At 55.4% G+C, this 12,606-nt stretch carries 10 protein-coding genes; 3 read left to right on the top strand and 7 right to left on the bottom strand.

The features are described from left to right. The first annotated feature begins 15 nt into the window (after nucleotides 1–15). The gene (locus LOC70_RS18585) at nucleotides 16–690 is read left to right on the top strand and encodes an RluA family pseudouridine synthase (RefSeq protein ID WP_315857279.1); all 675 of its coding nucleotides are present in this window, start codon (nucleotides 16–18) and stop codon (nucleotides 688–690) included. Between the two features lie 87 nt (nucleotides 691–777). On the opposite strand, the gene LOC70_RS18590 is transcribed toward LOC70_RS18585, so the two are convergent. Further along, complete coding sequence (locus LOC70_RS18590) at nucleotides 778–2,133, bottom strand: polysaccharide biosynthesis/export family protein (RefSeq protein ID WP_230255484.1); 1,356 nt, start codon at nucleotides 2,131–2,133, stop codon at nucleotides 778–780. A 74-nt stretch (nucleotides 2,134–2,207) separates the two neighbouring features. Next, nucleotides 2,208–3,206, bottom strand: coding sequence for a hypothetical protein (locus LOC70_RS18595; protein WP_230255485.1), 999 nt, complete (start codon nucleotides 3,204–3,206; stop codon nucleotides 2,208–2,210). A gap of 623 nt (nucleotides 3,207–3,829) precedes the next feature. Here LOC70_RS18595 and LOC70_RS18600 point away from each other — a divergent pair. Further along, on the top strand, nucleotides 3,830–5,407 hold the full coding sequence (locus LOC70_RS18600; RefSeq protein WP_230255486.1) for an MraY family glycosyltransferase: 1,578 nt from the start codon (nucleotides 3,830–3,832) through the stop codon (nucleotides 5,405–5,407). Here LOC70_RS18600 and LOC70_RS18605 read toward each other — a convergent pair. The 4 genes from LOC70_RS18605 to typA form a co-directional block, all read right to left on the bottom strand. Beyond that, nucleotides 5,400–7,520, bottom strand: a complete 2,121-nt coding sequence (locus LOC70_RS18605; RefSeq protein WP_230255487.1) for an ABC transporter permease subunit/CPBP intramembrane protease — start codon at nucleotides 7,518–7,520, stop codon at nucleotides 5,400–5,402. The genes LOC70_RS18600 and LOC70_RS18605 overlap by 8 nt on opposite strands. Continuing rightward, complete coding sequence (locus LOC70_RS18610) at nucleotides 7,517–8,275, bottom strand: ATP-binding cassette domain-containing protein (protein ID WP_230255488.1); 759 nt, start codon at nucleotides 8,273–8,275, stop codon at nucleotides 7,517–7,519. Before LOC70_RS18610 ends, LOC70_RS18605 begins: the two co-directional genes overlap by 4 nt. A 97-nt stretch (nucleotides 8,276–8,372) precedes the next feature. Continuing rightward, entirely contained in the window at nucleotides 8,373–9,125 is a 753-nt protein-coding gene (locus LOC70_RS18615) for a histidine phosphatase family protein (RefSeq protein ID WP_230255489.1), read from the bottom strand. Between the two features lie 10 nt (nucleotides 9,126–9,135). Then, nucleotides 9,136–11,016 (bottom strand): translational GTPase TypA, encoded by a 1,881-nt coding sequence (gene typA / locus LOC70_RS18620; RefSeq protein ID WP_230255490.1) that lies wholly within the window; start codon nucleotides 11,014–11,016, stop codon nucleotides 9,136–9,138. A gap of 146 nt (nucleotides 11,017–11,162) precedes the next feature. On the opposite strand from typA, the gene LOC70_RS18625 reads away from it, so the two are divergent. After that, a complete protein-coding gene (locus LOC70_RS18625; RefSeq protein ID WP_230255491.1) occupies nucleotides 11,163–12,068 on the top strand; it encodes an NAD-dependent epimerase/dehydratase family protein in 906 nt (301 codons plus the stop codon). Here LOC70_RS18625 and LOC70_RS18630 read toward each other — a convergent pair. Beyond that, the gene (locus tag LOC70_RS18630) at nucleotides 12,031–12,585 is read right to left on the bottom strand and encodes a DUF6580 family putative transport protein (protein ID WP_230255492.1); all 555 of its coding nucleotides are present in this window, start codon (nucleotides 12,583–12,585) and stop codon (nucleotides 12,031–12,033) included. The genes LOC70_RS18625 and LOC70_RS18630 overlap by 38 nt on opposite strands. Nucleotides 12,586–12,606 lie beyond the last annotated feature (21 nt).

The raw sequence follows: 12,606 nt of genomic DNA on the forward strand, positions 1-12,606 counted from the left end.
AAAGAGGTACACGGTGTGGACGGGGTGAAAGTCATCTACGAAGACAACCATTTGCTCGTGGTGAACAAACCCACCAAGTTAGCGACAATGGGCGCGACGGGGCAGCCGACCTTGCATGGTCTGGCATGTGACTACCTGCGGCGGGTGTACAACAAACCAAACCGCGTGTACCTCGGCGTTGTGAGCCGGTTGGATTCCATGACGTCTGGCGTGATTGTTTTCGCCAGAACGAGCAAGGCCGCGAGTCGGCTGACGCCTCAGTTCGCCAACCATTCCGGGGATGGAGCAAAGAAAACCTACCTGGCCATTGTGGAAGGCCAAGTCCAATCGCAGGAAGGCATCTTAGAGGATGAGATGTACAAGGATGAGGCATCACACCGGATGCGAGTCGCGCCGCATCCACAGCCTGATTCCAAGACAGCAAAGCTAGAATACCGTCAACTCAGATCGCAGCAGAACGCAACCGTCCTGGAAGTGAAGCCTCTCACGGGACGCAAGCATCAAATCCGTTTGCAGTGGTCGGAACAGGGGCATCCAATTCTGGGTGATCGCAAGTATTCCGCGAATGCAAACTGGCCCAGCGGAATCGCGTTGCACAGTTGGAAACTGTCGATTGTGCACCCCACCCTGAAAGAACGAATGCACTTCGAAGCGGAACCGCCGAGGTGTTGGGATCGCTTTTGGCCATGAGTATTTTCTAGCAAAAACGAAAAACGCCACGGCCCAAAAGGGACATGGCGTTCGAATGTTTTGCTTTCTTTCGCTGGACGTGCCAGATCAGTTTCGAAGCAATTCCTGGATGCCGTAGGTGAAGAATGTTCCGAGGCTAAAGTTCAGCAGTTCTTCTTCACACTTGTATTGCAGGATGAGTGTGTCGCCGGGTTGCACCAACGGTCGGCTACGCGGATCGTTGACGGCTCGGGCAAGATCAACCTCGATGGCAACCTGGCCGTTGCATGGTGTTTGGCGAAGGACATAGAGCATCCCTGGAGGAACGCCACCGACCGAGCGTGCTCCGCCGAGTCCTCCAATCCCACCTCCGCCGCCGGCTTGGCCGATTCCGCCTCCGGCAATCGCCATGGCTCCGAGGACGTCCAAGTCGTAGTCACGTGGCAGTGGAAATTCACCACCGGGGAGCAATCCACCGGTATAGAACACTTCGGTCTCACGATTTTCGATGTAAACGATGTCACCGTCTTGCAGTTCAACGTCCTCTGGAGAGATGTTTGGAATCACTCCGGGCGGCAAACGCAATGGAATACGCAGGACGGATGGGTCTTCCGGAAGTTCCGGCGGGCAAACACACGGATCCAGCATCGCATTGCGTTGGGAAGCGTAGAAGTCGCGAACGAACTGAGCTCGTTTTCGCTTGTCCGCTTCGCTGGCTCGCAGCACCCGCACTTCGTTCTTCGCGTTCAATCCGGGTAGGCCGCCGGTCTCAACCAAGGCGTGCAAAATATCGTTTTTGTACGCGGGAAGCTTGACCAAGCCACCGCTTGCCGAATTGTCACGTCCACGGATGAATTCGCTGGACTGAGCTTGCAAATTGCGTTGGTTGTCGCCCAACCCATCTTCGCGAACCACGATAACATCGTAGGTTCGTTCTTTGATGAGCGTCACGATTGGACGAGCTTTCTCCTCGCGAAGAATGTCGTTTTCCAGGTAGGCTTCCCGAATCTTTTCTCGGACTTGATCCAGTGTCAGTCCTTCGACTTTCAATGGAGCGATCAGAGGAAGTGAAAGCGTGCCGTCTTCCTGAACAGCGATTGGATAGCCAATCGAAGGCGGCAACGTGCTGTCTTGTTCGGGGAAGTTCACCGGAGGTGGTTCCGGTGGAGTGTTCGGTGGGTTGAAGGGCAGAACGCCTTCGATGTAGACACCCAAGATGTCGTCCGGGCCGAGTTGATATTCGCGTGGCGGTTCAAGAGCAAGGAGCGCGATGTCGACCGGCACCAAATTGTTTTTGGGGGCCGGGAAGAACTCTGGCGGTAGACGGTGGGCAGGCACTCCGTCAATGGGTTGAGTCAGTGTTGAGCAACCGGTCAACGAAGCGACCAGAGACGCGGCGACGCCGAGGCCTACCGAGTTGCGAATGTGCTTCCACAAACGCGTTTGAAAAAGGTTGGTGTTCATCCTTGAACTCTCGAAATGTGCAATCGGGTGCTTGGTCGCCCGGACTGGTCAATGGTTGAGGTACGATCAGAAAATCAATCAAACAAGAATTGCATCGATTGATTCTTCGCAGGCGTTTCGACTGCTGGTTCCGCGTCGGCCGATTTGTCTGGTCGGCCAAAGATTTCTTCAATCACGGAGTCGATTTCATCTTGGGTCGGTTCCGCGATATTCGTGCTCACCGGCGTTTGCGTCTCTTTCGGGACGAGATCAACAGGCGTCTCGGAGAACTCGGCCGGAAGATCGCTCAATGAAGTGCTCGGACCCGCATCGTCGTTGTCCAGTGGCAGTGTCTTCATCGAGAATGGATCGTCGGTCGCTGGAGCCTGCACTGGGACTGGCGGAACGATCTTTTCAAACGTCTCTTTGGCTGGCTTCGGTGGATCGATCGCGTCTTCGATGGTGACTTTGCCAGGTACCAGCGTTTCTCCCTCACCAAGTTGAATCCCTGGCGGAAGTGCTGTCGGCGTTGTCACCACTGGGGCCGCGGCAGGAGTTGGTGCCATCGATCCGGTCATCGGCGGATGGGCCGGTCGCGTCGGTGTTTGGATGCGAATCTGGTTGTAGAAGGCGATGCCGTCTTCTTCAGCAGCTTTCACGCCGAGAGGGAAACCTTCGAACCAAGCGTTGACGGCGCTCTGGCCGTCACCAGACTGGTGTTTCCAACCCCAGTAGTGCGGAGACACGACCGCCGGCGTACAACCGGAACCTCCCGTGGCAACGTCGATGTAGCCATCGATGAAGCCTTTGCGTAGGTCCTTCATGTGACGGTGATTCTTGTAGCAGTGAGCGTGACGCAACCAAGCTTTGGTAGCCATGACTTTGTTGCGATGCGAGACCATGAAGTCGTCGATGCAGTCACTGCGAGTGAGCTTGGATTGCAGCCCACCCATGATCGTGCATCCAGTCAGTCCACTGGTCAGGACGCCAGCCACAAGGCTCGCAAGAAAGGCTCGTTGAGCCTGTCGTCGAAGGGCCGTACGCCGACACTGTTTCGGGCGGACGGAGTCGTCATGTCGTTTAAGCTGGGTCATATTGCCGGCTCCCCTAGCGGCGGATCTTTCTGGATCGCACGACTCGTACGTGCAACGGTTCCAGTCGCCATCTTGCCCCCCAAAACTGGCTGCAACGGCTTGCGGAATTGGGGTCGTACCGATCGCAGCGATTGTGCTAGCGAGCGATGTCCCCGCACTGTTTATCGCCTGTTCAGTGGTTTCGGTTTAGCCAAATGTGCACGAAATGGGGGTGCTGCTAGTCCGAGCGGTTAGTGAAGCTATTCCGGGGGGCGAGTCTCGGTATCGTTCCTGTTTTCGTTTCAGATGCGGATGTACCGGGGATTCTGGGGCCAAGGCTCCCCCTTTCCGGATGCCTTGAATCTTGAACGATTCGGCGAACAATGCGTTTTGCAACGATTGGCAATCTATTTTTCGTCCGTCGACGGTGAACTTTTCATGAGCGAAGGAATGCTCTGCGGCGCTGATTGCGTAAGATGAGATCGTTCCGATATCGCTGACTAGAATAGCGAGCTAGAGTTTTCGGCACCGTGTCATGTGGGGCGTCCCGGTTCTGTGAAACTCAAAGTCGGGAGTGTTCAATCTGTCGTTGAACAGGTTTTGATTTGCTCTCGCGTCTCTTCTCTGTATTTGAATCGACCAAGATGACAACACTGATCCTCATCACGCTCACCACAGCATTCGCCTCCATGCTGTTGCTCGTCCCTTTGGTACGGGCCGGCGCAATTCGTGTGGGATTGGTCGATAACCCGGATGCAGAACGCAAGTTGCACGCAAGGCCGATCGCCCTCGCAGGAGGTTTGGCCGTGTTCATCGCGACCGGAATCGCTTTTGTTACGGGGGTCGCTTACGAAAGTGGCTGGCAAGAGTTCGAGAAATTGACCCAAATTTCGTCTCGATGGTACGTGCTCTTGGGGGCGTCCACGGCGATCTTGGTGGTGGGATTGATCGACGACAAGTGGGCACTGCGAGGGCGTCAGAAATTGCTCGCTCAGGTCGTGATCTCGATGATTGTCGTTGGCAGCGGCACCGTGATGAATTCGGTTTCACTGTTTGGTTGGGACATCCCGCTGGGAATCTTCGCGATTCCAGTCAGCGTTCTTTGGTTGCTGCTGTCAATCAACGCTTTGAACTTGTTGGACGGCGCCGATGGAATGGCAACAACCGTCGGGGCTTTCGTCTGCGGTGGTTTAGCTTTGCTGAGCGCGTCGAGCGCCCATTCGCCTTCAACCGCGATCGCAGCCACTGCACTGTGCGGTGCTCTCATCGGTTTCCTCGTATTTAACCGACCACCCGCTTCGATCTTTCTTGGAGACGCGGGCAGCATGATGATTGGTTTGATGGTCGGTGTCTTGGCGATGTGGTGTTCGCTCAAGGAGTCTGCCGTATTGGTAGCCGCTCCGGTCGCAATTCTTGTTTTGCCACTGTTTGACTCAACCGCAGCGATTGTTCGTCGCTGGATGACCGGCCGCAGCATGTACGCGACGGATCGAGGACATTTGCACCATTTGCTGAGCGAAAAATTTGGACCAAACGGAATGCTGATGGTGGTGGCTGGGCTGTGTACCTTCAGTTCTGCTATTGCAATCTTGTCGGTCAAGTTTCAGCAGGAATGGCTGGTTCCGATTGGTGCCATCGGTGTACTTGGGTTTCTCGTCCTGACACGAACCTTTGGTCATTCCGAATGCCGGTTGCTACTCGGCCGGGTTTATCACTTTGCACATTCTTTTGCTGTCCGACCACAACAATGCGATTCATCGAAGCAGCTGCGGACGGTGAAGCTTCAAGGCGAAGGATGCTGGGAACCCGTATGGGAGCCGCTGGTCGAATTTGCGAAGGTTCACGATTTTGCGAAAGTGCAGATTGACGCAAACATGGCTTGGTTGCACGAAGGTTATCACGCAACTTGGCAAAGTGTTCGTCTACCTGAGAAAGCGTTCCAGAACGTTGTTCGTATTCCTCTGTATGCAACTCGACCCGGCGATGATGAGGCCGTGCCAATTGGGAAAGTCGAGGTGATCACTAACTCAACGACCGACTCGCTGGTGCATCTCGGATACTTCTTGGAGCATGTGGAGGAGTTGCAGACGCAGGTTCATCATCTGGTAGACAAGCTGAATGTCCTTCGATCTCGAAAAGCCACATCTGATCAAGCTGGCCAATCGACGGATGCTGTCGCTAAACCACTTGCGAACGAAGTTGAAGCAGCGACGACTAGCTGATTGAGGAGTCGGGGATTTTAGGCTGAGGCCGTTGGTTCCGAGTGCTCCAATGAATGATCGCGACTCCGATGGCGACGCAAATTGCTGCAATGGCCAGCCACTGAGGAGGGAGGTGCTTGGATCCATCGGCATCGCTCAGGCCGAGAAACGCTAACTGTTCGTGATAGCGGGCGGCAAGTTCAAGCATCCCGTTGTGAGCGAAGTGCAAGACGATCCCAGGCCAGACGCTGCCGGTCCGATATGCCACCCACCCCAGCAGCACTCCTAGCAACGTGGTTGGAAGAAAACGCTCGACCAGCAACGTGCTTCCTACGAAGACGTGAAAGAGTCCGAAAAGCACGGCGGTGACCGTGATGGTCGTCCAAGGCTTCAGCTTCGACCGAAAGGCGGAAAAGAGATAGCCGCGGAAACACAGTTCTTCGATGATCGCTGGCGTTGCTGCCATCGTGATCAATAGCAGCCATGGTGGGACCGTTTTCCACTTATCGAGTAAGGAACGGGTTTTTTCGATTTGGTCATCAGACAGCAGGGCGAATCCCCACTGGTCTGCCAAAACCAACGCCTCATGAGCAAATGCCCATGCGCCGCCCGCCAGCACAAGGGCACCCAAGTAGGCGAAGGCGGGAGATTTTGCCAAACGATAGGTCGTTTTGTACCGATGCCGCCCAATGAAGGTTGCTGCCAGCGGTATCAGGCCGAACACCAAAATCAGGCTCACTGCATTGAGGATTAGCTGGCTGCTAACAGAAATTTGATCGGAAGCTAGTCGCAGCCACTGCATCAACCCGTTTGAAACAACGAATGACGCGGGAAGCAAGAGAGCGATTGTTAGCGAGGCTTCGTTGATGTTTGGCTGCGGTGTGAAGGAACTCGGCCGCTGCAAGATTGAACCGATCGATTTTTGGCTCGTTCGTTCGACAGCGTCGCTGCCAAAAAGTCTTGCGGCGATCCCAAGTGTCGCGGCGGCGTAGAGAATAGTGCTCACAATTGCGATCAACGCGCCGGTGGAAGCGGCTGTGCCCGACAAAATGTCTCGCGCGAGCAGCACAATGTTCAACAGCGGGGCGACAGCGAGCGGACCGTCCAAACTGATACCCGGCATCAAGGAAAGCATCGCCGGTCCCAGCGAGAGCAACATGACGGGGATTAGATACGCCTGAGCCTCCTTGAACGACTTCGCGAAACTGGTGAGCGAAAGAAGCAACGCTGAGAAGAAACAGCTGAACAACACCAGCAAGCCGAATACTTGGACAATTTGCGCGATTCCAATGCCCGCGTTCTCGCCAGCCAGGATGCTTCCTAAACCGGTGACCTTGATCGTCACAAACATTGCGATGAGGTTGGCCATGGCGGTTAGGAATGCCACGCTCACCACCGCGATGTACTTCGCGAGCAGGAGCCACCAGCGGGGAACCGGAGAAGCCATGAGTGCTTCCATGGTGCCACGTTCCCGCTCGCCAGCCGTCAGGTCGATTGCCGGATAGACTGCCCCTGTGATGGTCATGAGTACCAACACCAATGGGATGACGGTGCCCAAAATCGACCCTGAGTTTGCTTCTCCAATGCTTCGAATACGAAGGTCAATCGAGTGGAAAGTCGGATCGATCCGCTGGATGATTTGGGTGGCTTGTGAGAGCTGCAGCCAATGGAGGCGTTCGGTCAAAATGCGTTGAGCGTTCTGGCTCGCTTGGTCGCCGTTGTAAGAAATGATCTCCAAAGCTGACGGGGATTCATCGCTTTGCTGAAACATGACCGCCAGATCGAGCAGATTGTTCGATAGAGCTTCCTCCGCCGACATGTTTTCTGGAACCACGACTTCAAATTTCGCCAAGCGACCACCGTTGACTTCTAAGATCGCATCGGGAGGCGTGCTGCGCGGATCATTCAGAAGTGATTGAAGGACCTGCTGCTCTTCGAAGTCAGAAACGCCGACCATGAAAGGTTTCTCGGCCGGCATTCCCGAGGAAAGCAAAAAGCGATTGAGTGCCATGCTCAATAACGGATACACGAGCAAAGGCATCATTACCAAGGTTAGCATGGTGCGACGGTCGCGAAGCGTTTCTCGCAACTCTTTCAACGCCAGCCGTCCCAGTCGGGACCAAGTCAAAATCACGCGAGGTCCTCAGTTCCAGCAGTTGTTTCTTGTTGCATCAGGTCGACAAACATGTCCACCAAGTGTTCTCGCCCTGTTTGTGACCGCAGGTCCGAGAGAGAACCGCGGTAGCGGATTCTACCTTGATGAAGCAGGCCGAATTGGTCGCAAAGGCGTTCGGCTTCGTCCAGTCGGTGAGTGCACACGACCACCGCTTTTCCGGCGGATCGAAGATGTTCGATGTATTCGAAGATCGTTTGCACACCCACCACGTCCAGCCCACGAGTGGGTTCGTCCAGCAGCATGACTGGAGGATCATGGATCAATCCGCGGACAAGTGTGACTCGTTGACGTTGGCCGGTGCTCAATCCGCCTGAACGTCGATCCAGTAGAGGTTGAATCTGCATGACCTCTGCGAGTTCCTGCAGACGCGTCGCTGCCAGTGACGGATCGACGCCATAAAGGTCGGCAAAATAAAGCAGCATCTCGCGAACGGTCAGCCATGGGTAAACGCCGTCGCTCGCTGAGACAAATCCAAGTTTGGACTTGGCTAAGAATGGATCCGAAGAAGTGCGGATCCCGGCGACCTCGGCAAATCCTTCGTCCGGTTCTAGCAAACCCAGCACCATCCGGAGCGTGGTCGTCTTGCCAGCGCCGTTGGGACCCAGCAGTCCAAATACTTCGCCGGGCGAAACCTTCAAGGAAAGACCGTCCACCGCCAGGACCGTTCCGCTCTCGATCGAAAAACGTTTCGTAAGCGAATCGATCTGGAGCATCAGTACGAATCCATTTCGGAATCGGCGAACAAGTGGCGGAGAGCAGACACGGTTACGCACGTGCAACCCGTTTGGGTCTGCGTTCTTCTGCTCAAAATCACGACAAAGCGGAAGTGTGTCCGGTGACCAAACGATCCGGCAGATGCTTCACACTGTTCAGAGATGTCAATTTCCAGCCTTCCGCGGACCATTGTAGGGTCGTGATCGACGTGTTTGGGATTGGACCGATCTCATCGGTTTCCACATGGTCCACGAAGATTTGCGAAAGCATTTCGCGCAGAAAGTCCGCATGCGCCACCAACGCGACTTGGTTGGCTGGCCGTTCCACGTCTGCCTCCAATGGAGAAGGTGGGAATGTCTGCTCCAAGCGATGGATAACATCCGTCGCCCTGGTCTGCATTTCGGGTAGGGTTTCGCGGTCGCGTCCCCACCAACCTTCCGGAACGATCTCGCGATCGATGTCTACGGGATGAAGTGTTTCGCCAGGGATGTTTTCGTTCAATGCATCAAAGAACGATTCGATCTGGTTGCGGCCAAAGCCAGGAGCACCCGAAAAGTTGCCTTCGTGGTGACCGTTGTAACAGCCGCCGTTTTCGAACACGTTGTGCCAAACGGCGATCGGGAAGCGGGACGCTGAATCCGAACGGTGTTTGAGGATTGATTCCGTCGTCTGGAGCGTGCGACGGAATGGGCTGGTGATCAGATGCCCAATCTCCCATTCGGACATCCATTTCCCAAGATGCTCAGCTTGGATTCGTCCGCGAGCGGTGATCGATGGGTCGCACACCCGAGCGTGGGCAGGCTTCGCATTGTTTTCGCTTTCCGCGTGACGAATCAAAAGCAGTTGCATCGGATCGGGCTCAACCGTTGCGGCTCTGACGCCGGCGGTCGGATTCCTTCAACAAGATCTTTCGCAAGCGGATTGACTCGGGGGTCACTTCGACCAGCTCATCGTCCTCGATGTATTCCAATGCGGCTTCCAATGACATGTCGCGTGGCGGCTTCAAGATCACATTTTCATCGCTTCCGCTGGCTCGCATGTTGGTCAGCTTCTTTTCACGGCATGGGTTGACCGTCATGTCGTTCTCACGAGCGTTTTCGCCGACGATCATTCCCTCGTAGACCTCGGTACCGGGCGGGACGAGCAACTCGGCACGGTCCTGCAAAGCGAACAGAGCAAATGGCATCGTCTTGCCACCAACCATTGAAATCAGAACACCATTGGCACGACGAGGAACCTCGCCTTCGACCATTCGGTAGCTTTCGAATGTGTGGTGAATGATCGCGGTGCCTCGAGTTGCATTGAGCAACCGCGTTCGCAATCCAATCAATCCCCGCGACGGGACGATGAACTTCAACAGGCTGTATTCGCCACGTTGTTTCATCTCTTCCAATTGGCCGCGGCGCAGTCCGACCAATTCCATGACTGGTCCCATGGCGTCGGTCGGGACTTCAACACGCAGCGTTTCGAACGGCTCGTGCTTCTTTCCGTCGATTTCTTTGAAGACAACACGCGGTTTCCCCACGCTCAGCTCATAACCCTCGCGTCGCATCGTTTCAATCAGCACGGCCAAGTGCAAAACGCCGCGACCGGCCACCGCGTAGGCTTCGGTTCCTTCAATCATCGAAACCCGAAGGGCAACGTTGCGTTCCAGCTCTTTTTCGAGTCGAGCTTTGATTTGGCGCGTCGTGACGTATTTGCCTTCGCGACCTGCGAGCGGCGACGAATTAACGCTGAACACCATTTCTAGCGTGGGCTCGTCGACTTTCAATCGAGGAAGAGCTTGTCCGCTATCTGATGCGGTGATCGTGTCGCCGATTTCGACATCTTCCAAGCCTTCCAGGGCGATGATGTCGCCAGCACCCGCGGTTTCGGCAGGTGCTCGACCGAGCTTGTCGAAGACATACAAACCGGAAGCTTTCACTTTTCGAACAATCGGGTTGCCGGCCGCGTCAACGGTGTGAACATCCAAGGATTGGCCCGAGCGGATGGTTCCCGCGTTGACTCGACCAACCGCGATTCGCCCAACGTATTCGCTCCAATCCAAAGTGGTGACCATCATCTGAAAGTCAGACTCGGTGTCTACCGTTGGGCCCGGAAGATGGTCGACCAGCAAGTCCAGCAGAGGACGCATGTCTTGCGTTGGCTTCTCAGGATCTTCGGTCGCGTAACCTTCCTTGGCACTGGCGAAAACGTAGGCTGCACTGTCCAGTTGCTCTTCTCCGCCCAAGTCTGCGAGCAGCTCAAGAGCTTCGTCGAGGGCCTCCGGCGGACGACCATCGGGACGGTCAACTTTATTGACAACGACGATCGGCTTCACACCCGCTTGGAGAGCCTTTTCCAATACGAATCGTGTTTGCGGCATTGGGCCTTCGGCGGCGTCGACCAACACCAGCGCCCCGTCGGCCATTCGGACGACTCGTTCGACTTCGCCACCAAAGTCCGCGTGGCCCGGAGTGTCGATCAAGTTGATCTTCACCCCACGGTAGTGAACCGCAATGTTTTTGGAGAGAATCGTGATTCCACGTTCCTTTTCCAAGTCATTGGAATCCAGGATCCGTTCGCCCTTGAGCTCCGCGTCGCGAAATTCACCGCTCTGACGCAGCAAGCAGTCCACCAGCGTGGTTTTGCCATGGTCGACGTGGGCAATGATGACGACGTTTCGAATCTCGTCCCGCACAGCGGTATTGCTGGAGGTGGCGGTGCCGGCGTCAGATGAGGGAGAGGCGGTGGAAGTCAAAGGACAACTTTCAATGGATAAATGTTCTATCGGAAGCCCACGTTCTAACGATCGATCCCAAAATCAACTAGTCAAAATGCGGTTTGTGCGCCGATCCGGCACGCTAGGTGCGTTTAATTGGGTGCATTTTCTCGCCAGGAGTTTTTATGTTCATCGCGGTGACAGGAGCCACAGGTTTTTTGGGGCGAGAATTGATCTCGCAGCTCGTGGAAAAAGGGCATCAAGTCCGAGCAATGTCCCGCCAGCCGGATCCGCCCGAGATCGGACCAGAGTCTGATCTAGTGAGTTGGATTCAAGGCGAGCTAGACGATTGGGATTCCTTGGAGCGTCTCGTTGATGGAGCGGACGCGGTGGTCCACACCGCATTGGCACGTGAAGGTGAAAGCTTCATGACAACGCCTGATGATCCATTGCAGTACGCACAAACAAATCTGATGGGATCGATGGCGTTGCTTGAGAAAGCCGCGATTGGCACACCAACGAAATTTGTCTTTGTCTCATCCGGTGCCGTTCACCAGCATGTGGTCGATGGGCTGACGTTAGACGAGCAGCATCCACTTCGTCCGGGGGCACTTTATGGTGCCTGCAAGGCGAGCATGGAAACCATGGTTCACGCTTACGGACTTTCGGGACGCATCAATGCGTGCACCGTTCGACCGGTCTCAATCTACGGCGCCGAGGAACCCATCGAGCATTCGAAGTGGTTCCAATTGGTGATGGACGTGGCCGCGGGGAAAGAAGTCTCAGCGGACGGAGGCGGCAAAGTGGTTCATGTGAAGGATGTTGCTCGAGCGATCCGGCATCTGCTCGCGGAGTCGGATTCGGTTGCGGGAGAAACCTTCAACTGCTGCGACCGGTTCATTTCGGAGCACGAGGTTGCTCAGCGTGTGATGGAAATCACCGGCTCGAACGCGAACTTGACTGGGCAACCAAAAGAAAGCGGTCGAGAGATGTCGACCGCGAAGCTCGAGAAGCGAGGCTTCCGTTTCGGTGGCCTCGCCTTGTTGGATGAAACTATTCGGCAATACGTGCGGGCTGCATCGCAAGCTTAGTTCGAAGAGCTGATTGCTCTCGGTTAGCGACCAAGGCGAAGACGCCGAAGAACAGACCGCTGTAAAGCAGATCGCCGGCGAGCGTGTATTGGAAAAATGGGATGGCTGCGGTGAAGCAAGCTGCTAAACCAGTCATGGTGCTCGGGTAAACGGCGATCCAGACCGCGAAATTGGTGACCAAAAAGAAGCTCACACTTCCAAGCAGCGATCCGCTAACGACTCGCAACGCGCCTGCGTTCTGCCCCACCAGCTTTTGTCCGATGACGAAGTTGGCCAGTAGTGCCGCATAAACGGCCGGCATCAAACCATGGAAGCCGATCACTGCATCGCTGATCAACATCGCGACGACCACCGCGGCCGCGATCAATCGCGGGGTAACGGTCACCGCACCAGCGAACAAGCACATCGCCGCGAGCGGTGTGAAGTTCGGCGGATGAGGAAGCAGACGGGATGCGACTGCGATGGCGATCATTGCCAGGACGACGGCATAGCGTTGAATGGATTGGTTCAAGTTCACGAGTGCACTCAATCAAGTAGT

The organism is Rhodopirellula halodulae, assembly GCF_020966775.1.
GTDB classification, from domain to species: domain Bacteria; phylum Planctomycetota; class Planctomycetia; order Pirellulales; family Pirellulaceae; genus Rhodopirellula; species Rhodopirellula halodulae.

What these genes read in the sequence shown, in the direction of transcription:
- LOC70_RS18590 (WP_230255484.1), bottom strand. Translation starts at nt 2,133, where the DNA reads ATGAACACCAACCTTTTTCAAACGCGTTTGTGGAAGCACATTCGCAAC.
- LOC70_RS18595 (WP_230255485.1), bottom strand. Translation starts at nt 3,206, where the DNA reads ATGACCCAGCTTAAACGACATGACGACTCCGTCCGCCCGAAACAGTGT.
- LOC70_RS18600 (WP_230255486.1), top strand. Translation starts at nt 3,830, where the DNA reads ATGACAACACTGATCCTCATCACGCTCACCACAGCATTCGCCTCCATG.
- LOC70_RS18610 (WP_230255488.1), bottom strand. Translation starts at nt 8,275, where the DNA reads ATGCTCCAGATCGATTCGCTTACGAAACGTTTTTCGATCGAGAGCGGA.
- LOC70_RS18615 (WP_230255489.1), bottom strand. Translation starts at nt 9,125, where the DNA reads ATGCAACTGCTTTTGATTCGTCACGCGGAAAGCGAAAACAATGCGAAG.
- LOC70_RS18625 (WP_230255491.1), top strand. Translation starts at nt 11,163, where the DNA reads ATGTTCATCGCGGTGACAGGAGCCACAGGTTTTTTGGGGCGAGAATTG.